At 72.2% G+C, this 19,482-nt stretch carries 16 protein-coding genes and 1 pseudogene; 11 read left to right on the top strand and 6 right to left on the bottom strand.

The window, feature by feature from the left end:
* Positions 1-83: 83 nt before the first annotated feature.
* Complete coding sequence (locus tag OHA21_RS07480) at positions 84-1,037, bottom strand: ornithine cyclodeaminase family protein (protein WP_328471540.1); 954 nt, start codon at positions 1,035-1,037, stop codon at positions 84-86.
* Between the two features lie 160 nt (positions 1,038-1,197).
* Between OHA21_RS07480 and OHA21_RS07475 the strand changes: the two genes are divergently transcribed.
* Complete coding sequence (locus OHA21_RS07475) at positions 1,198-1,788, top strand: hypothetical protein (RefSeq protein WP_328471538.1); 591 nt, start codon at positions 1,198-1,200, stop codon at positions 1,786-1,788.
* Between the two features lie 59 nt (positions 1,789-1,847).
* Positions 1,848-3,113: a vanadium-dependent haloperoxidase gene (locus OHA21_RS07470; protein WP_328471536.1), complete on the top strand. Its 1,266-nt coding sequence runs from the start codon at positions 1,848-1,850 to the stop codon at positions 3,111-3,113.
* A gap of 309 nt (positions 3,114-3,422) precedes the next feature.
* On the opposite strand, the gene OHA21_RS07465 is transcribed toward OHA21_RS07470, so the two are convergent.
* Entirely contained in the window at positions 3,423-4,046 is a 624-nt protein-coding gene (locus tag OHA21_RS07465; protein WP_328471534.1) for a LysE family translocator, read from the bottom strand.
* 69 nt (positions 4,047-4,115) lie between these two features.
* Between OHA21_RS07465 and OHA21_RS07460 the strand changes: the two genes are divergently transcribed.
* The 9 genes from OHA21_RS07460 (at position 4,116) to OHA21_RS07420 (ending at position 14,422) form a co-directional block, all read left to right on the top strand.
* Positions 4,116-5,030, top strand: coding sequence for a LysR family transcriptional regulator (locus tag OHA21_RS07460; RefSeq protein WP_328471532.1), 915 nt, complete (start codon positions 4,116-4,118; stop codon positions 5,028-5,030).
* A 50-nt stretch (positions 5,031-5,080) separates the two neighbouring features.
* Entirely contained in the window at positions 5,081-6,502 is a 1,422-nt protein-coding gene (locus tag OHA21_RS07455) for a GGDEF domain-containing protein (protein WP_328471530.1), read from the top strand.
* 73 nt (positions 6,503-6,575) lie between these two features.
* Positions 6,576-8,795, top strand: coding sequence for a putative bifunctional diguanylate cyclase/phosphodiesterase (locus tag OHA21_RS07450; RefSeq protein WP_328471528.1), 2,220 nt, complete (start codon positions 6,576-6,578; stop codon positions 8,793-8,795).
* Between the two features lie 176 nt (positions 8,796-8,971).
* Positions 8,972-10,186, top strand: coding sequence for an acyl-CoA dehydrogenase family protein (locus tag OHA21_RS07445; RefSeq protein ID WP_328471526.1), 1,215 nt, complete (start codon positions 8,972-8,974; stop codon positions 10,184-10,186).
* Complete coding sequence (locus tag OHA21_RS07440; RefSeq protein ID WP_328471524.1) at positions 10,183-10,962, top strand: SDR family NAD(P)-dependent oxidoreductase; 780 nt, start codon at positions 10,183-10,185, stop codon at positions 10,960-10,962. Before OHA21_RS07445 ends, OHA21_RS07440 begins: the two co-directional genes overlap by 4 nt.
* Positions 10,959-11,696: an SDR family oxidoreductase gene (locus tag OHA21_RS07435; protein WP_328471522.1), complete on the top strand. Its 738-nt coding sequence runs from the start codon at positions 10,959-10,961 to the stop codon at positions 11,694-11,696. The genes OHA21_RS07440 and OHA21_RS07435 overlap by 4 nt, the downstream gene beginning before the upstream one ends.
* Positions 11,693-12,712, top strand: coding sequence for a phosphotransferase family protein (locus OHA21_RS07430; protein WP_328471520.1), 1,020 nt, complete (start codon positions 11,693-11,695; stop codon positions 12,710-12,712). Before OHA21_RS07435 ends, OHA21_RS07430 begins: the two co-directional genes overlap by 4 nt.
* 2 nt (positions 12,713-12,714) lie before the next feature.
* A complete protein-coding gene (locus OHA21_RS07425) occupies positions 12,715-13,428 on the top strand; it encodes a histidine phosphatase family protein (RefSeq protein WP_328471518.1) in 714 nt (237 codons plus the stop codon).
* 10 nt (positions 13,429-13,438) lie between these two features.
* Positions 13,439-14,422: an SMP-30/gluconolactonase/LRE family protein gene (locus OHA21_RS07420; protein ID WP_328471516.1), complete on the top strand. Its 984-nt coding sequence runs from the start codon at positions 13,439-13,441 to the stop codon at positions 14,420-14,422.
* 51 nt (positions 14,423-14,473) lie between these two features.
* On the opposite strand, the pseudogene OHA21_RS07415 reads toward OHA21_RS07420, so the two are convergent.
* The 4 genes and pseudogenes from OHA21_RS07415 to OHA21_RS07400 all read right to left on the bottom strand — a co-directional run.
* Positions 14,474-15,361 (bottom strand): annotated as a pseudogene (locus OHA21_RS07415) (AraC family transcriptional regulator ligand-binding domain-containing protein); the annotation flags it as partial.
* Between the two features lie 63 nt (positions 15,362-15,424).
* The gene (locus OHA21_RS07410) at positions 15,425-16,432 is read right to left on the bottom strand and encodes a GGDEF domain-containing protein (protein ID WP_328471515.1); all 1,008 of its coding nucleotides are present in this window, start codon (positions 16,430-16,432) and stop codon (positions 15,425-15,427) included.
* A 54-nt stretch (positions 16,433-16,486) separates the two neighbouring features.
* On the bottom strand, positions 16,487-17,197 hold the full coding sequence (locus tag OHA21_RS07405) for a hypothetical protein (RefSeq protein WP_328471513.1): 711 nt from the start codon (positions 17,195-17,197) through the stop codon (positions 16,487-16,489).
* A gap of 17 nt (positions 17,198-17,214) precedes the next feature.
* Positions 17,215-19,374 carry a glycoside hydrolase family 3 C-terminal domain-containing protein gene (locus OHA21_RS07400; protein ID WP_328471511.1) on the bottom strand — a complete coding sequence of 720 codons (2,160 nt, stop codon included), beginning with the start codon at positions 19,372-19,374 and terminating at the stop codon, positions 17,215-17,217.
* Positions 19,375-19,482: the final 108 nt, after the last annotated feature.

The following is a 19,482-nucleotide window of genomic DNA, read 5'->3' as shown; positions in this document are numbered from 1 at the left end:
GCCGGGAGGCAGCGCTGGCCGTCAGCCTGTTTGGCCGGCTGACGCGCACGGCTGCATCCGGGGGCGGGAGGCAGCGCTGGGAGTCAGCTGCGTAGGGGGACCTGGGTGCCGATGCCGGCGGAGAGAGCGTTGCGCACGGCGGCGCGGGCGGCGAACAGGTCCTGTACTGCCAGGCCTACCGATTTGAACAGGGTGATGTCCGCCGGCGAAGTGCGCCCCGGGGTTCCGAGCAGCACCTCGCCCAGTGAGGCGGCGATCGGCGCCCGTTGGCCGCCGGAGATGATCAGGTCCTCGGCCTCCGCGAGAGCGGACTCGCGGCTGTCGACGATGATTCGGCAGCGCGCGACCAGGTCGGGTGACAGCTCGCGGGCACCCGGCCGACTGGCGCCGACGGCATTGATGTGGGCGCCGGGTCGGGCATCTGGCAGCACCGGTGACGGCGAGGCGGTCACCGTGCAGATGAGGTCGGCGTCGCCCGGGGAGGAGGCTGCGGTCACCGGCACGTCGAAGTGGCCGCTCGCCCACTGGACGAAATCGGTCACGCGGGAAGGCGTACGGCCGCAGATCCGTACCGCTGAGATCTGCCGGACCGCAAGCATCGCCTCCAGATGCGTGCGCGCCTGCGCGCCGGTGCCGATGATCGCCAGGGTGGCCGCGCCGGGGCGCGCCAGCGCGTCGGTGGCCACCGCCGAGACCGCCGCCGTGCGGATCTCGGTGATCACGGCCGCGTCCACGGCGGCCGCCGGCAGGCCGGTGTCACCGTCGAAGAGCAGCACGAGCCCGTTGTGCGTCGGCAGGCCGCGGGCCGGATTGCCGGGCTTCACCACGATCGTCTTGACGCCGAACAGCGCCTCCGCCGGGTCGGCCAGGCACACCGGCATGGCCCCGAGAAACCCGGCCTGACCAGCATCGATCACCGTACGCAACGGCTGGCGCAGGTGCTCACCGGCGGTCGCCCGCATGGCTTCGCGCGCGGCACCGATCGCTGCCGCCATCGGCAGCGCCGCCCGGGCGTCGGGCCCGTCCAGCACGATCATCAGCGCGCCTCCTTCCTCGCCGCATGCGGCGACATCAACCCCCAGCACGGTACGACGTGAGCCGCACCCCGCACGCGAGAGTGACCGCTGTCAGCGAGCCGACACAGACGGTGCTCGGGCGGGCGTACCGTCCTCGGCAGTCCGGCGTTCGGGAGGCGCAATGGCGGAACCGGTGACGTGGGCGGTGCTGGGCACGGTCGCGCTGACCCAGGGCATAGCCTTTCTCTACAACCAGGCGGGCGAGCTGATCAAAATCCGCCGCGAACGGAAGAAAGCGGCGGCGAAGGAGCCACTGCTCACGCCCGCGGTGTCCGACCCGGTGCTGGCCGGTCAGCTGCAACCGCTGCCGGTCGACGAGAAGGTCGTCGACGAGCGCAGCGAAGAGTTGATCACCCTCCAGGAGGGCCTGGTCTCGTACACCAACGGCAACCGCGAGGTCGATCCGGCCAGCGCCGAGCTGGTCGCCAAGGTTGAGGCGCTGCGCGGTCTGCTCGAGCTGGCCTATCAGCAGCGGATCACGTTCCGTGGAGAGGAGCGCGAGCCGTCCGGCAGCCAGGTGGACGTCGTCGCGACCGCGAAACGGGTCGAGGGACACCTGGTCGCGGCACGCATCGATCACGTGGGGGCCGGCGGCCGGGTCAACGTCGACCTCGATGTCGATGAGGTCACCGCCGGTGGCCGGGTGATCGGATTCGAGGGCAAGTCCATCGGTGGCGGACCGCCGCAACGGCCGGCGCCCGGACCACGCTGAAGCGTCCGATCAACGACCCATCGACAGCACCTGATGCCTAGCGGGCGCAGGGTGGGACGGTGAACAAACTGGTGTACGTCGCAGCACTGACGCTGATCGGCATGCCGGTGGTCACCGCCGAACCGGTCCGCGCCGACATCGACGCCGTACGGGTGTGGAACGGGTTCGCGCTCGACGCCGTGCGCACCGCCCGGGCCACCGACGCCGACGCCGCCCGTCTCTACGCGATGGTCAACGTCGCGATCTACGACGCCGTGAACGGACTGGCCGGCGGGCGGACCCACGCGCTGGTCCCAGGGCCGGGACCCCGGGGCGGCAATCCGCAGGCCGCCGCGGCCTCCGCCGCGCACGCGGTGCTGGTACGTCTCGTCCCGCCCCACACCGCCGACTACGACACCCGGCTTGCCACGGACCTGGCCCGCCTGCACGGCGGCGTGACCAGCGGCGCGGAGTGGGGCCGCGAAGTCGGCGAGTCGGTGGTCACGGCCCGGACCGGCGACGGCTCCACGCCGGTCGAGTCCCAGCCGGCCGGCACCGGGCCCGGAGTGTTCCGGGCGGCCTGGTCGGGCACGCAATACCGCAACGTACGCCCGTTCGCGGTGGCCGACCCGGCGCGATACATCCCCGGCCCACCTCCGGCGCTGACCAGCCTCCCCTACGCTGCCGCGTACGCCGAGGTCGCCGTCCTGGGCAACGCCGCACTGCCGGACGCCGAACTGCTCGCCACCTACCAGTACTGGTCGCTGCCCGCCGGTTCGGATCAGCCGCCCGGGGAATGGCTGCGCATCGGGTTGACCGTCGCGGCCGACCGGCACCTGCCGCTCGCCGAACAGGCCCGGCTCACCGCGCTGCTGTCCATGTCGCTCGCGGACACGACCGTGGCGACCGTGGGCACCAAGTACGCGTACCGTCACTGGCGCCCGACCACCGCGATCCGCGAGGGAGACACCGACGGCAACCCGGTCACCGTACCGGATCCGGCCTGGTCGGCGCGGGCCGGCAGCGTCGGCGGGACACCGGAGTACGTGTCCGGGCACAGTTCGTACAGCGGGGCCGGCGCGGCCGTGCTGGCCGGCTTCTTCTGCCGCGACGCGATCCCGTTCAGTCACGTCACCGACTCGGCGCCCGGCGGCGCGGCGCGCAGCTACCGGAGCTTCACGGCCGCGGCCGCGGAGACCGGCCGATCCCGGGTGTACGGCGGCCAGCACTTCGAATTCAGCAACCAGGCCGGGTTGAGCGTGGGCCGCGCCGTCGCCGACGAGGTCCTGGCAACCGAACTGCTGCGCCGCTCCGGCCCCACCCACTTCGGCGCCTGCCCGCGCTGACCCCTCCACTCGCTAACGCCCACCCGCGCCGGCCGATGATGCCCGCTCGCGCCGGCCAAACCGGACGGCCTGACCCGGTGCCAGCTGAGGGGGCCGCCGCCGGGGCGGTCACGTGATGGCTGGCCGGTTCGACGCCGCGGTTGTCAATCTTGGGCGCGCGACCACCCCTGAGCGTGGCAAATCGCCCAAGATCGCCACGGATGCAGCGGAGAAGGAGAACGGCAGGCACGGCAGGCGCGGCAGCTGGGACGCGGGAGGCAATTGCGCGGAAGAGGCAGGCCCCGCCGCGGGGCGCGGCAGCGCGAGGGGCTACTGGTCCAGGGCGAGGCGGAAGCCGAGGGCGATGAGGATGCCGCCGGTGGCGGTGTCGATGCGGCGGGCCAGGGTGCGGCGGTGGCGCAGCCACGTGCCGATGTGGCCGGCGAAGAGGCCCACCGAGCCGTCGATCAGGAACTCCAGGCTGATCAGGATGGCGCCGAGCACAGCGAACTGGAGCCCGACCGGCCCGAGGGACGGGTCGACGAACTGGGGCAGGAAGGCCACCGAGAAGGCGATCATCTTGGGGTTGGTGAGGTTGGTCAGAAAGCCCATCAGGTAGGCGCGCCGGTCGGACAGCGCCGGGGCTGCGATCAGCAGGGTGGCACCCCGGCGGCGGATCATCTGGATACCCAGGTAGGCGAGGTAGACCGCGCCCGCTACGCGCAGGACCGTGAAAGCCTGCGGGACCGCGGTGAACAACGCGGTCAGGCCGGCCGCGGCGACTGCGACGTGGACGACCTCGCTGGTGGCCAGGCCGGCGGTGGCGAGCAACCCGGACCGGGGGCCGCCGCGCATCCCGCAGCTCAGCACGAACAGCATGTCCGGACCGGGCGAGAGAGTGGCGATGACGGTGACCACGGTGAACGCGATGAGCAGATGCGGATCGAGAGGCACCGGCTCAGGCTGCCGCGCGCTCAGCGCAACAACAATGGGCCACAACAGCGCTGAGCGTAAGTTCAGCTTATGCTCGATTCTCGCCGCCTGAGCCTGCTCCGGGACGTAGCGATCACCGGAACCATCGCAGCCGCTGCAGCCCGGGCCGGGTGTACGGCCGCTGCCGCGTCGCAACAGCTGGCGGCGCTGGAACGCGAGCTCGGCGCCACGCTGCTGGAACGCTCAGCCCGCAGCGTCCGGCTCACCGAGGCCGGCCGGGTCCTCGCCGAGCACGCCGAACCCCTGCTGGCCTCGCTCGCCGAGGCGGAGCGGGCCGTCCGCGACGTCGCCGAGCTGCGCGGTGGCCGGGTCAGCGTCGCGGCCTTCGCCACGGCCGGCATCAGTTTCGTCATTCCGGCGCTGAACACGTTCCGGCGGCGGCACCCCGATGTCGAGCTGCACTTCGCCGAACTGGAGTCGAACGAGGCCCTCCCCCGGGTCCGCAGCGGCGAGATCGACCTTGCCGTCACCCACGAGTACACGCCGCTGTCCCGCCCCGACCTGCGGGGGTTCACCCAACGGCCGCTCTACCGGGAGCCGATGCTGCTCGCCGTACCCCGAAGTCTGATGCCGGCCGAACCGGCCCCGGTGGCCTTGACCGACTTCGCCGCCGCGGACTGGGTGGGCGCGCTGACCAGCACCGGCTTTCAGGCCGCGACCGAGATGGCGTGCCGCGCGGCCGGTTTCGAGCCGCGGATCAGCGTACGCGTGCACAGCTACCCGATGGTCCTGGCGATGGTCGCCGCCGGGTTCGGTGTCTCGCTGGTGCCGCAGCTCGCCGCCACCGCCCAGCGGGGCCTCGGCTACCTGCCGATCGACCGGCCGGGCGGGCTGGCCCGGCAGATCTACGCCACCACCCGCACCGGCGGCCGCTCCCCCGCCGTCCAGCAGCTGCTGCGGTGCCTGACCGAGGCGCTGGCCCGCAGGACGACTTCCCTCAGCTGACCGGCGGAACCGCCGATCAGAGCGGGTCGGAGTCGTGGGAGGGAGACCGCATGGGCCGGCTGCGTGCCACCGCCCCCGCCTGGGCCGTGCACGTCTTCTTCGTGGTCTGCGCGGTGGCCGCCACTCTCGCGTACCGGTGGGCCGGCCACACCGGTCAGCCGGTCGTGCAGACCCTGGTCGCCGCGACCCCCACGGTGACTTTCGTGCTGGCGCTGCGCTCCGGGAACCTGCCGCTGCGGCGCCCCTGGCTGATGGCCGTCGGCGGCCTGGCCCTGCTGCTGATCACCCAGCTGTGCTGGCCGGCCTGGGTCCGGGACGGGCATCTCGGCCGGGCCGAGGGTGACCTGCCGGACCTGATCCTGTCCAGCGCGCACGGCCTGTTCCTGTTCGGCGCCGCCCTCGGCCTGCGCCGTCGGATGGCCGAGGACGCCGGCGGCATCCTGGACGCCGCCCTGGTCGGCCTCTGCGCCGGCGGCCCGGTGTGGGTCTGGGGCATCCAGCCGCACCTGCCGGCCGGCGCCTCGACCACCGGCCAGGTCCTGATGCTGATCGACGTCCTGGTGCTGTGCGGGGTGGTCGGTTGCCTGATCCGGATGGTCCGCACGGCCGGCCCGGCCCGCGCTCCGCTCGCCTACCTGCTGGTAACCGCCACGATCACGCTGGTGGCGATCAGCAGCGGCTCGCCGCAGCCGGCCTTGGCGGCGCAGCTGTGGCCGCTCGCCTTCCTCACCCTGGCCGCCGCGTCCCTGCACCCGGGCGTCTTCGCCGTCACCGAACCGCAGCCCGGCGCCGCACCGGTCGGCAACGGCCGTCCGGATCTCGGCTGGCTGGCCGCCGCGCTGGCGATCAATCCGCTGCTCACCGCGGTGCAGACGTTCCGGGGCAACGACTCGGCCAACCTGCTGCTGCCGATCGGCACGCTGCTGGTCATCCCGCTGGTGCTGCTGCGCATCCACCGGCTCACCGTGCAGCGGGAGAACGCCGAACGGACCCTGGCCTACCAGGCCTCGCACGACGAGCTGACCGGTCTGTGCAACCGGCGGCAGGTGATGGCCGAGATCGACCGGGCGCTGGCCGGGGTGCATCGGGGCGAGTTGCCCGGCGTGACGGTCCTGCTCTGTGACCTGAACGGATTCAAGCCGATCAACGACCGGTACGGGCATCTGGTCGGCGACGAGGCGCTGAAGGTGGTCGCGCAGCGGCTGAAGGACGTCACCACCTGCGGTGACCTGGTGGCGCGGCTCGGCGGCGACGAGTTCCTGGTGGTCCGCCGGGAGGTGGACGGCGGCGATCTGGCCGAGTGGATTCAGGACGCGTTGCGCGTACCGATGCGGTTGTCGGTGGGTCCGGTCTCGGTCGGCGTGACCATCGGCGCCGCCCATGCGCGACCAGGCGACGCAGTCGACCGGGAGGCCCTGATCGCCCGGGCCGACGCCGCCATGTACGCGGGCAAGACCAGCCGTGCGGCCTGAGCTTCTCTCAACCCGGCGGATCGGTGGCCGATATACCGAACGCGCGTGGCGGATACGGGTCGAAGGAGACGGCATGAGGGTCGGTGCGGCCGCTGTGGCCGCCGCGGCGTCGATGCTGGCGGAGATCGGCCTCATCGCCCTCGGTACGCAGATCAGCCTGCCCAAGGTGCTGGTCTGGATCGTCGCCGCCTTCGGACTGATCGTCGCCTTCGTCATCTGCCGGCACGCCGCCCGGACCGTCGACGGACCGCTGCGCGCGTTCTGGAAGCGCTTCTCGCTGGCGGTGGCCGGCATGCTGGCCGCCGCGGTCAGCCAGACGATCGACGTGCTGACCCTGCCGAACACCGGTGTGCCGCCGGTCAGCGTCCGCACCATGGTGATCTACATGATCGCCTCGGCGGTGGCCGCCACCACGATGGTGCGCCTGCCCGCCGGCAAGCGGACCTGGCGGCAGCGGGCCACCGCGGTTCTGGACGTGGCCGTCGTCGCGCTGGCCGCTGGCATGGCCGCCTCGGAGTACCTCGCCTGGTTCGGCCGCCACCTCGCCGGCGAGCCGTCCGCGGTGCGCCTAAACATCGCGGTCCTGGCGATCACCGGCGCCGGCATGGTCATCGTGCTGAAGGCGATGATGTCGCGCAGCAACCCGATGCCGTGGCCGGCGCTGTGGTTCCTGAGCCCGATCGCCGTGGCGGCGCCGCTGTCGGTCATCCTCATCGAGGTCCTGCGGCCGTGGCCGTACCTCAACGGCAGCGCCGCCGTGCTCCCGGCCGCCGCACCGATGTGCGCCCTCGCCTGGGCTCTGACCAGTCGATCCTCGGCGCCGGCCGACCCGCAGCTCGCCTACCGGCGCGGCACCATCATGCCGCTGCTGGCCAGCGTCCTGGCCGGCGCGCTGGTGGTGACCGTCTTCGTCGTGACCGGGCGGATCGGCGGCCTGCTGGTGGGCGGCGCCGCGCTGATGCTGGTGCTGGTCGCCGCCCGCCAGGCGTTCGCGCTGGCGGACAACAACATCCTGCTCAACGCGGTGACCCACCGTGCCGAGCACGACGAGCTGACCGGCCTGCACAACCGGCGGCACCTGGCCGCGGCGATCAGCGACCGCACGGGCCCGCGGACGGTCGCGCTGATCGACCTGATCGGGTTCCGCTCGGTCAACGAGAGCCTCGGCACCACCGCCGGCGACATGCTGCTCTCCACGTTCGCGGCCCGGCTGACCGCGGTGGCCGGGACCGAGGCCGTGGTGGCCCGGGTCGGCGGCGACGAGTTCGGCCTGCTGCTGCCCGGCGCGGCGGAGCAGGACCAGATCGACCGGCTGCTCGCCCTGGGCCGCGAACCGCTGCACGTCGACGGGCAGGAGGTGCTGATCGACGTCGCGGTCGGCCTCGCCGACGGCCGCAGCGCCGAGGCGCCCGACCTGTACCGGCGGGCCGGCATCGCGCTGCGCGCCGCCATGGACGGGGTCGGTCCGGTCGCGGTCCGCTACGACGCCGCTTTGGAACAGCAGGTGACCCGGCACAGCCAGATGGCCGCCGACCTGCGCCGCGGCCTCGCCGACGGCGAGTTCCACCTGCTCTACCAGCCGATCGTGACGCTGCCCGGCGGGCAGATCTCCAGCGTGGAGGCGCTGATCCGGTGGACCCGGCGGGACGGCCGCACGGTGTCACCGGCCGAGTTCATCCCGGTCGCCGAGGACACCGGCGCCATCACCGACCTGGGCATGTGGATCCTGGAGACGGCGTGCGCGCAGGCCGCGGCCTGGCAGCGGCAGCACGGCCCGGCCGCGCCCCGGGTCGGTGTGAACGTCTCCGCCCGGCAGCTGCTCGACCCGCGCCTGCCCGCCACCGTGGCCGCGGTGCTGGCCCGGCACGACCTGCCGCCGGCCAGCCTGACGGTCGAGGTCACCGAGACCGCGGTCTTCGGCGGCGGCCACGCGCTGGCCACCGTCGCCGCGCTCTCCGCGCAGGGCATCACCATCGCCCTCGACGACTTCGGCACCGGGCACTCCTCGCTGGGCCTGCTGCGTACCTGCCCGGTCGACACCATCAAGGTCGACAAGTCGTTCGTGGACGGGCTCGGCGGCACCCCGCAGCAGGAGGCCATCGTCACGGCGCTGGCCGGCATCGCCGCGACCATGCGCCTGGACCTGGTGGCCGAGGGCGTGGAGACCGAGGAGCAGGCCCGGCGGCTGGTCGAGCTGGGCTATCCGCACGCGCAGGGCTTCCATTTCGCCCGGCCGATGCCGGCCGAGGCGATCGACGCGATGATCGATGCGGGTCACCGCCAGGCCGCATGACCAGCGGGGTACGCGCGACGAAGAGTCCCGCCCAGCCCATGCGACCGGCCACGGGGAGACGCCCCAGCGCCGCCGCCGCGCTCAGGCAGATGGTCACCCGGGGCGTGTCGCGCGGGATCAAATGCTTGTCGCTCCGGATCAAGTCCTCGTGGCCGTTGAGGCCCTAGCGTGAGCGCATGGATTTCACCCCGTCCGAGCGCGCGGCCGAGCTGACCGAGGCGGTCCGGGCCTTCGTCCGCGACGAGATCGAACCGGTCGAGCAGGAGCTGCGCCGTGCGCGCGGTGACCGCTGGCAGGTCCCCGAGCAGGTCCGCGAGCTGCAGCGCCGGGCCCGCGCCCAGGGCCTGTGGAACCTGTTCCTGCCGCACGACTACGACGGCCCGCACGGCACCGGCCTGACGAACGTCGAGTACGCGCCGATCGCCGAGGCCACCGGCTGGTCCCACCTCGCGCCGTACGTCTTCAACTGCAACGCCCCCGACACCGGCAACGCCGAGGTGCTGCTCCGCTACGGCTCCCCCGAGCAGCAGGAACAGTGGCTCGACCCGCTGCTGGACGGGCGGATCCGCAGCGCCTTCGCGATGACCGAGCCCGGCGTGGCCTCCTCCGACGCCACCAACATGGAGCTCACCGCGGTCGTCGACGGCGACGAGGTCGTTCTGGACGGCCGCAAGTGGTGGACCACCGGCGTCGGCCACCCGGACTGCAAGGTTTTGATCGTGATGGGCCTGACCGACCCGGAGGCCCACCGCTACGCCCGGCACTCGATGGTCCTGGTCCCGATCGACCACCCCGGCGTCCAGGTCGAACGGATGCTCGACACGATGGGCTTCTTCGACGAACCCTTCGGGCACGGCGAGGTGTCGTTCACCGGCGTACGCGTCCCCCTGTCGAACGTCATCGCCGGCCCCGGCCGCGCCTTCGAGATCGCGCAGGGCCGGCTCGGCCCGGGCCGCGTGCACCACGCCATGCGCCTGGTCGGGCTCGCCGAACGGGCCCTGCACCTGGCCTGCGAGCGCGGCCTGTCCCGGGTCGCCTTCGGCAAGCCTCTCGTGAACCTGGGCGGCAACCGGGAACGCATCGCCGAGGCCCGGATCGCCATCAACTCGCTGCGGCTGCTGATCATGCACGCCGCCTGGAAGCTCGACACCGAGGGCCCGCTCGCCTCGCTGTCGGAGGTCAGCCAGATCAAGGTGGCCGCGCCGCGGGTCGCCCAGGACGTCATCGACTTCGCCATGCAGATCCACGGCGGCGCCGGGCTGTCCAGTGACTTCCCGCTCGCGTCGGCGTGGACCGCGGCCCGGGCGATCCGGCTCGCCGACGGCCCGGACGAGGTGCACCGCGGTGTGATCGCCCGGATCGAGCTCGTCCAGCACGGAGCGAGCCGGTGAGGCGCGTATTGATCACCGGCGGCGCGTCCGGCCTGGGCGCCGCCCTCGCCGCCCGCTGCGCGGAACGCGGCGACCAGGTGCTGATCACGGACGTGAAGGAACCGGACGTCCTGCCGGACGGCGCGGTCTCGTTCCAGCCCCTCGACATCACCTCCGAGGCCGACTGGGCGGGCGCGTTGCTGCGGGTGCGTAAACAGTTCGAGGGCCTCGACCTGCTGGTCAACAACGCGGGCATCGCCGCCGGCGGCCGGATCGACCGGCTCGGCGCCGAGCACTGGCAACGGGTCCTGAACGTCAACGTGCTCGGCGCGGTCACCGGCTGCCGCACCTTCACCCCGCTGTTCAAGGAGCAGCGCGGCGGCCACATCGTGAACGTGGCCTCGGCCGCCGGGCTGGTGCACGCGCCCGCGATGAGCTCCTACAATGCGTCGAAAGCGGCGGTCGTCGCGCTCTCCGAGACGCTGCGGCACGAGCTGCATCCGTACGGCATAGGCGTCTCGGTCGTCTGCCCCACGTTCTTCCGCACCAACCTGGCGGCGTCGATGTCCGCCGACGACCCGATGATGGTGCAGGTCGCCACCCGACTGATCAACAAGGCGCCGCTGGGCGCGGACGAGATCGCCGCCCGGGTTCTGCAGGCCGTGGACGCCCGCAAGTTTCTGATCATGCCCGACCGCCCGGCCCGGATCGCCTTCTGGACCAAGCGGCTCGCGCGTGTCCTCTACGACCGCCGGATGTTCGCCACCGGCACGAAGATCATGGAGTCGAACGAATGAGCAAGGGCGTAGTCCTGATCACCGGTGCGAGCGCCGGGCTGGGCGAGGAGATGGCACGGCAGTTCGCCGCGCTCGGCTACGACCTGGCGCTGTGTGCGCGGCGCACCGATCGCCTCGAGAAACTGCGGGACGAACTGAGCGGGGTCCGGGTGAGTGTCCGGGCGCTCGACGTCACCGACGACGAGGCCGTGTTCCGGGTGTTCCGGGAGTTCGCGGCGGAGTTCGGCGCCATCGACCGGGTCGTCGTGAACGCCGGTCTCGGCAAGGGCGCTCCGCTCGGCAGTGGCCGGTGGGACGCCAACCGGGCCACCGCGATGGTCAACTTCGTGGGGGCGCTGGCCCAGACCGAGGCGGCTCTGGAGATCTTCCGGGCGCAGCAGCGCGGTCACCTCGTACTGATCTCCTCGATGTCGGCGCTGCGCGGTATGCGCAAGTCGATGACCACCTACGCGGCCACCAAGGCCGGCGTCGCCGCGATCGCCGAGGGGGTGCGCTCGGAACGGATCCGTGGCGTGGACGTGTCGGTGATCTACCCCGGGTACATCCGCTCGGAGATGAACGCGCACGTCCAGCAGAAGACGCCGTTCATGGTGGACACGCCGGTCGGTGTCCGCGCGATGGTCGCCGCCATCGAGAAGCGCAAGGTCAAGGCGTACGTCCCGGCCTGGCCCTGGGTTCCGATCGGTGTCGCCATGCGGGCGCTGCCGTTGTCGGTCGTGCGGAGAATGGCTTGACCGGCCCCCGGCCGGTCCGTGCGGAGGACGCCTTCGACGTCGCCGCGGTCGCCCGCTGGCTGGGCCTCGACGCGGTGCCGGAGGTCAAGCAGTTCACCGGTGGCGCCTCGAACCTCACCTACCAGCTCGGCGACGACCTGATCCTGCGCCGCCCGCCGGCCGGCACCAAGGCGGCGGGCGCCCACGACATGGGCCGCGAATACCGGATCCAGTCTGCGCTGGCGCCGGTCTTCGCGTACGTGCCGGAGATGGTCGCGTACTGCGAGGACGAGTCGGTGATCGGCTCGCCGTTCTACGTGATGAGGCGGGTCGCCGGCTTCATTCCCCGCAAGAACCTCGACCTGCCTCCGGACCAGGTGAGGCAGCTCTGCACCGGGGTCCTCGACCTGCTGGCCGATCTGCACTCGGTGGACCCGGAGGCCGCCGGTCTCGCCGATCTGGGCAAGGGCGCCGGTTACGTGTCCCGGCAGGTCGACGGCTGGAGTCGCCGCTATCGGGCGGCACGCACGCGCAACGTCGGCTCGTTCGAGAAGGTGATGGCCTGGCTGCGCGACAACCAGCCGGAGGACCGGGGCATCTGCCTGATCCACAACGATTTCCGCCTCGACAACGTGGTCTTCGACCCCTCGATGAAGCCGGTGGCCCTGCTCGACTGGGAGATGGCGACCCTCGGCGACCCGCTGATGGACCTCGGCGGCGCCCTCGCCTACTGGGTGCAGGCCGACGACGGGCCGCTGTTCCGGGCGTTCCGGCGCCAGCCCACGCACACGCCCGGCATGCTGACCCGCCGCGAGGTCGTCGACTACTACTGCGCCCGCCGCGGCTTCGAGCTCACCGACCGGGAGTGGGCGTTCTACGAGGTGTTCGGCCTGTTCCGGCTGGCCGTCATCGTGCAGCAGATCTACTACCGCTACCACCACCGGCAGACCACGAACCCCGCGTTCCGCTACTACTGGGTAGCCTGCCTCATGCTCGAAGCACGATGCCGGCGGATCATCCGCCGGGCGGGGAGGTAGGCGTGGGGCGGCTGCTGCTGGTCCGGCACGGTCAGGCGTCGTTCGGCGCGGACGACTACGACGCGCTGTCCGAGCTGGGCGGTGAGCAGGCCCGCGTGCTCGGCAAGTCGTTCGCCGAGCGCGGTCTGCGGCCGGATCTGGTGCTGTGCGGGTCGCTGCGCCGGCATCAGGGCACGGTCGGCGGGATCCTCGACGGACTCGGCGGGCCGGCCGTGCCGGTGCACACCGACCCGGGCTGGGACGAGTTCGACTTCCAGCACGTCGTGGAGGTTCATCGTCCGGCGTACCGGGATCGGGCGTACCTCGCGGCCGAACTGGCCGGCAGCGAACAGCCCGGCCGTGCGTTCCAGGAGATCTTCGAGGCGGCCACCGGCCGCTGGTGCTCCGGCGAGTTCGACACCGAGTACGCCGAGTCGTTCCCGGGTTTCCGGCAGCGGATCGCCGGCGCCCTGGAACGTGCCGGTGAGCTGCTGCGACAGCACCGCGACATCGTCGCGGTCAGCTCCGGCGGGCCGATCGCGCTGGCCGTCGCGACGCTGACCGCGGGCCGCGACGCGGACCCGGCCACGCTCGCCACCGTGTGGGCCGCGCTGAACCGGGTCGCCGTCAACACCGGCGTCACGAAACTGGTCTCCGGGCGGCGCGGGCTGTGGATGTCCACCTACAACGAGCACACCCACCTGGAATCAGATCCGCGCCTGCTCACCTACCGCTGAGGAGCCCCGCATGGCCCGTCGCCTGATCAGCCCGCGCCGCTGGGCGCCCCCGGCCATCGCCGACCGCGGACCGACCGGCCCGCTCAAGGTCTTACGCCGGCTGCCGGCCGGCGGGCACGGGCCCGAGGATGTGGTCTTCGACCACGCCGGGCGGATCATCGCGGGCACCGAGGACGGGCGCGTGGTCCGCATCGATCCGGCGAGCGGCGAGCGTACGGTCCTGGCCGAGACCGGCGGCCGCCCGCTGGGTCTGCACGCCCGCGCCGACGGCGGCGTCCTGGTCTGCGACCACGACAAAGGCCTCTTGGAGGTACGCCCGGACGGCACGATCGACGTCCTGGTGCAGACCCCGTTCCCCAGCAACGTCGTCCAGAGCCGCGACGACACCATCTGGTTCACCTCGTCCTCGCTGCGCTGGGACCTGGAGAACCACCTCGGCGACGTCTTCGAACACTCCTGCACCGGCCGGCTGCTGCGCCGCGACCCGGACGGCACGGTCACCACCCTGCTGGACGACCTGAAGTTCGGCAACGGCCTGGTCCTCGCCCCCGACGAATCCCACCTGATCTTCGCCGAAACGGCCGGCTACCGGATCCGCCGGCACTGGCTGACCGGCGCGAAAGCGGGCACCACCGAGGTGCTGGTGGACAACCTGCCCGGCTTCCCCGACAACATGTACCTGGGCAGCGACGGCCTGCTCTGGGTCGGCATCGTCGCACCCCGCAATCCGCTGCTCGACCGTCTGCTCCCGCTACCCGGCCTCCTGCGGGTGCTGGTCTGGAACCTGCCCGACGCGGTACGCCCCAAGGCCACCATCCTCGCCTGGGTGATGGCCTTCGACCTCTCCGGCAACCCGGTCCACGATCTGCGCGCCGACGACGGCTCCTACGGTTTCGTCACCTCGGTGGCCGAGCACGACGGCACGCTCGTCCTCGGCAGCCTCATCGAGAACGATGTGGCCGTCGTGGAACTGCCGGCGGGCGGCGGCGCGTAACGCCGACGGGCTCGTGCCCCACCACCGGCGGGCGCACCGGCTCAGCACCGCCTGCTCGGCGAAGCCCAGCAGGCGGCTCACCTGGGTCAGCGGCATGTCGGTCGTGGTCAGGTAGGCGCGGGCCCGGGACCGGCGCAGCCCGTCCAGAACGGCCGCGAACGTCTGCCCCTCGGCGGCGAGCTCACGCTGCAGGGTGCGCGGGTGCACGGCCAGCAGCCGGGCGACGTCGGCCAGCTCGGTCGACCCGGTGCCCAGCGCCTGCGCGAGCACCGCGCGGACCCGCGAGGCCATCGCTGTGCCCGCACCCGGCGCCTGCCGGGACAGGAACGCCAGGGCCAGGCCGCGCAGCGTGGCATCCACACCTTCCAGCGGCCGGTTGAGCAGGCTCGCCGGCACCCGCAGCAGCGCCTCCGGCCGCCCGAACCGGACCGCCGCGCCGAACGCCTCCGCATACCGTTCCCGCGGCGCGGCCGGCTCGTGCGGCAGGTCCACCGAGCGCAACCCGTACTGCCCGCCGACCAGGAACCGCACCGCCCGGTGCAGGAACAGCATGGTCATGTCGGTGGCCTGCGGCAGCGGCCGCACCCCGGCGCCGAACACGTACCGCACGCCGCGCACCCCCGCGACACCCTGCGGGTCGGCGATCAGCGCGATGTGCATGTCCCGCGCATGCACGAACATGTAGCGCGAGGTGCACTCCAGGGCGTCGCCGACCGAGGGCGAGTGCTGGATGGCCACGGCCAGCGGCCCGAGCAGGCTCAGATCCTGCGCCGCCGCCACCCGCAGCCCCAGGTCCGGACAACGCAGCGCCGCCGCCGCGATCTCCAGCACGGCCGCCAGCGCGGTGTCCTGAATCAGCAGGTCATCAGCATCCAGGGCGTCGACGGGCAGGCCGGCCTGCCGCGCGAAGAGCGCCGGATCGCCGCCCAGTCCCTCCACGGTCTCCCGGAACTTCTGCAGACCAGCGGAACGGACGAGCGACACGGTCGAAGGATATCGGTCTCAGGCGGCTCGGCGGCTGACCGGTTTGGCCTTCTTCGCGGTGTACATGGCGTGGTCGGCGGCAGCGATCAGGTCCTCGGCGTCCATGCCGGTGCCGACGGCGACGCCGACGCTGCCGTGCACCGGGGTGCCGTCGGCCGCGTGCAGCTGGTTGAGGCGGTGTTCGAGGTGGTCGGCTACGGCGCGGGCGGTGGGCAGGTCGGTGTTCGGCAGCAGCAGGACGAACTCGTCGCCGGCGAGGCGGCAGGGCAGGTCGGCGTACCCCGGGCGGGTGTGGGCCCGCAGCGCCGCGCTCACCTGGACCAGCACCTGGTCGCCGGCCGCATGGCCGAGGCGGTCGTTGATCTGCTTGAAGCCGTCCAGGTCGAGGAAGAGCACGGCGACCGGTTCGGGGCGGGCGCAGTGCTCGTGCAGGGCGCTGGTGAAGACTGTGCGGTTCGGCAGGCCGGTGAGCGGGTCCTGGTGGGCGAGCTGCTGCAGCCGGCGCTGGAGGCGGCGCATCCGCTCGGTGCGCCAGGCGAGGACCTCGCCGACGGCGAGGTAGATCGGCAGGGCGTAGCTGATCGAGGCGAGGTCGGCCGCCGACTTGCCGTCGGCCAGCAGCGGGCCGAGGTACGCGACCGCCAGGAACGGGCTCATCTTGAGGCTCAGACCGCGTGCCTCGCACAGGCCGGCCCAGAGAAACACCAGGAAGAAGAACATCGTGTAGCGGTAGGCGTCCTGGCCGGCGGCGATGTTGTGCAGAGCGATCACCGCCATCGCCGCCGGCCCGTTGGCGAGCCGCAGCAGGTGTGGGATCCGCGCCCAGGGCAGCACCATCGCGACCAGGCCCCAGACCAGCGCGACCACGGCGATCAGGGCCACCGACGCCGGCTGGAACCCGGCCGGGGTCGGAAGCAGCATCGTGACGAAGGTGTAGATTCCGGCCAGCGTGAACAACAGGCCCAGGGTGAAGCCGCTGACCACCGCGGGGTTGTCAGCGCGGCCGCCGGCTACCACGCGGCGCACGTACCTTCGGATCACCCCGTTGGAATCGGTCCCGGCGGAGGCGGTCTGAGCTTTTCAGCCGACGGTGACGGCCGTCTCGAAAGCGGCGCCGTCGCGCAGCCGGTCGATGAGGTCGAGGACGGCCGCCGGTCCGCCGTTGTCGTCGACCCACTTGGCGACCACGCACCCGGCCTGCAGGTAGTGGTGGTCGACGGCGCCGCCGGTCGGCGCCGACCAGTCGGTGGTGACGACCGGGAGGGCCTCGGCGAGCGGCAGGCGGCAGCGGGCCTCGCCGCGGCCGGCCTGCAGGTAGCGGGCGTCGTCGGAGACCAGGACGGCGAGCCCTTCGTCGAACCACTGCGGCACCCGGTCGCGGGCTGAGCCGAGTCGCTGGTGGAACTCGCCGTGGGAGAGCTCGTGGGTGGCGATGGTCTCGTTCGCCCCGTTCGGCGAGAGCAGCAGGGCCCAGGTCCGGATCGTGCGGCCCTTCTCGCCGCCGCCGCCGATCCGGCGGTAGCAGTCGCCGGTCGTGCAGATCAGGATCCGCGGCTGCACGGTGCGGCTGCCGTAGAAGGCGGCGATGCGCCGGTCCGCCGCGTCGAGCATCGGGCGGTGGGCGGGGTCGTCGCGGTCGCTGTACAGGCCGCCGCCGCGGGCGGTGAGGCCGTAGCACTGCGGGCAGGCAGCCGCGGTGACCGTGGGGGCAGCGAGGGCGGCGGTCGCCGTGGTGGCTCCGAGGAGCGCGGCCACGACGACCGCCGCGATGATCCATCGGCGTCGGCGCATCCGACGATGTTAAGGCGTCAGCGCACCCGGAACGTGCCGCTCTGGGCGGTCTCGGACGATCCGCCGACGTGCACCCGGTACGTGCCGGAAGCCGTCTTCCAGCCGCCCGCCCAGTATTCGAGCAGGTGCAGGTCCTTCAGATCGCCCCGGTCGAGCTTGATCTCGACGGTGCGCTGCTGACCCGGCGCGAGGGTCACCCGCTCCCAGCCGACCAGGCGCCGGAACGGCTCACCGGCGGCCGACGGCAGGGTCACGTAGGCCTGGGCGACCTCGGTGCCCGTACGCCGCCCGGTGTTGGACAGCTGGAACCTGATGCGCAGCTCGCTGCGCCCGTCCCCGCTGACGCGCACGTCGCGGTATTTGAACGTGGTGTAGGACAGGCCGTGGCCGAAGGCGAAGAGCGGGTCGATGCCCTGGGCCTGGTACCAGCGGTAGCCGACCTGAAGGCCCTCGCTGTAGGACACCTGCCGGATCGGGTCGCCCTCGGCGCGGATGCCGGGGTAGCGTGCCGGGTCGCCGGCGGTCGGGGTGTCGGCGAGCGAGCGCGGGAAGGTCATCGGCAGCCTGCCGGACGGGTTGGTGTCGCCGAAGAGCAGCGCGGCGATGGCCGGGCCCATCTGCTCGCCGCCGTACCAGCTCTCCAGCACCGCGGGCACCCGGGCGATCCAGGGCATCTCGACCGCGCTGCCGGTCTGCAGGACCACCACGGTACGCGGATTCGCCGCGGCCACCGCACTGATCAGCGCGTCCCCGTTGCCCTGCAGCCGCAGGTCGGGCAGGTCGTTGAACTCGCCGGCCCGCTGATATCCGAAGACCACCGCCACGTCGGCGTTCGCCGCTGCCGCAGCCGCTGCCGCCGGGTCGCTGCCGTTGTCGAAGGTGACCGTCGCACCGGCCCGGGCCGCCCGGTCGCGGATGCCGGTCTCCGGCGAGATCAGATCCTCGCACTGCAGGGTCTGCGGGTTGCCGAAGCGCCACGACAGGCTGCACACCGAGTTCGCGCTGATCCCGTCGGTGGGCGTGGACGACGCGGTCGGCCCGATCACCGCGATGGTGTCGCCGGCCTTCGGCCGCAGCGGCAGCAGCCTGTCGTTCTTCAGCAGCACCGAGCCCTGCTCGGCCACCTGCCGGGCGACGGCCTTGTGCGCGGCGGTGGAGGCGTCCGGCACCGGGGTGGCGGGCAGCGGGTGATCGAAGAGACCACCGCGGAGGTACGACCGAACCACCCGGAACGCCGCCGCATCGATCTGCCGCTGGGTGATCTCACCGGCCGCCAGGGCCGCGTCGAGGCGGGCCGGGGTGAACCAGATCGGCCGGTTCAGTTCCTGGTCGAGGCCGTTGACCAGGCTCGGCGCGGTGGAGTGCACCGAACCGAAGTCGGACATCACGTAGCCGTCGAAGCCGATGTCGCCCTTGAGCACCTCGTTCAGGCGTTCGTTCTCGCAGGCGTACACGCCGTTGATCTGGTTGTAGGAGCACATCACGCTCTCCGGCCGCCCCCGGTCGATGGCGATCTCGAAGGGCAGGTCGTAGATCTGGCGCAGGGTGCGCTCGTCGGCGTTCGACGAGCTGGTCTGCCGGTCGAGTTCCTGCTCGTTGGCGACGTAGTGCTTGAGCGTGGCGAGGACCCTGTCGTCCTTCTGGATGCCGCGGGTGCCGGCCGCCGCGATCAGGCCGGTGAGCAGCGGGTCCTCGCCGAGGTACTCGGGGGTGCGGCCGGAGAGCGGGGTGCGCCCGCTGGCCAGGCCGGGCGCGAGCAGCACGTTCTTGCCCTTGTCGAAGGCCTCGGCGCCCTGGGCGGCGCCCTTGGCGTAGGCGAGCGGCTGGTTCCAGGTCGCGGCGGTGGCGATGGTCGCCGGGAACGCGGTGACACCGGGCGTGAACCGTACGCCGTCCGGGCCGTCGGAGTAGACCACGGTCGGCGTGCACGGCACCTGGACGGGATAGACGACGTCGCCGGGCCAGGTCGTCTGTTGCGGGCTGTTGGCGGGCTGCTCGACCAGCCAGCGGTACTTCTGGTGCTGGGTGCTGGCCGCGAGCAGCGCCTGAGCGCGTTTCTCGGGCGATTTGCGGACGTCCATCCACGGGACAGTGGAGCAGTCGTCGGCGGCGTGGGCCGGCGTGGCCGGGACCACGATGAAGGTGAGTGGGAGCAGGAGCAGGCTGATACGTTTCATCACGGACGTCCTCCTTGACGGCCGACCGAGCACGGGATCGCTTCATCCTCAGCGCGCAGTGACGGTCACCGATAGGACGTCATGAACGAGAACTAGCACAGAACAGAC

The sequence above is a fragment of the Actinoplanes sp. NBC_00393 genome (genome assembly GCF_036053395.1).
Taxonomy (GTDB): domain Bacteria; phylum Actinomycetota; class Actinomycetes; order Mycobacteriales; family Micromonosporaceae; genus Actinoplanes.
This window is presented reverse-complemented; position numbering and strand designations above follow the sequence as displayed.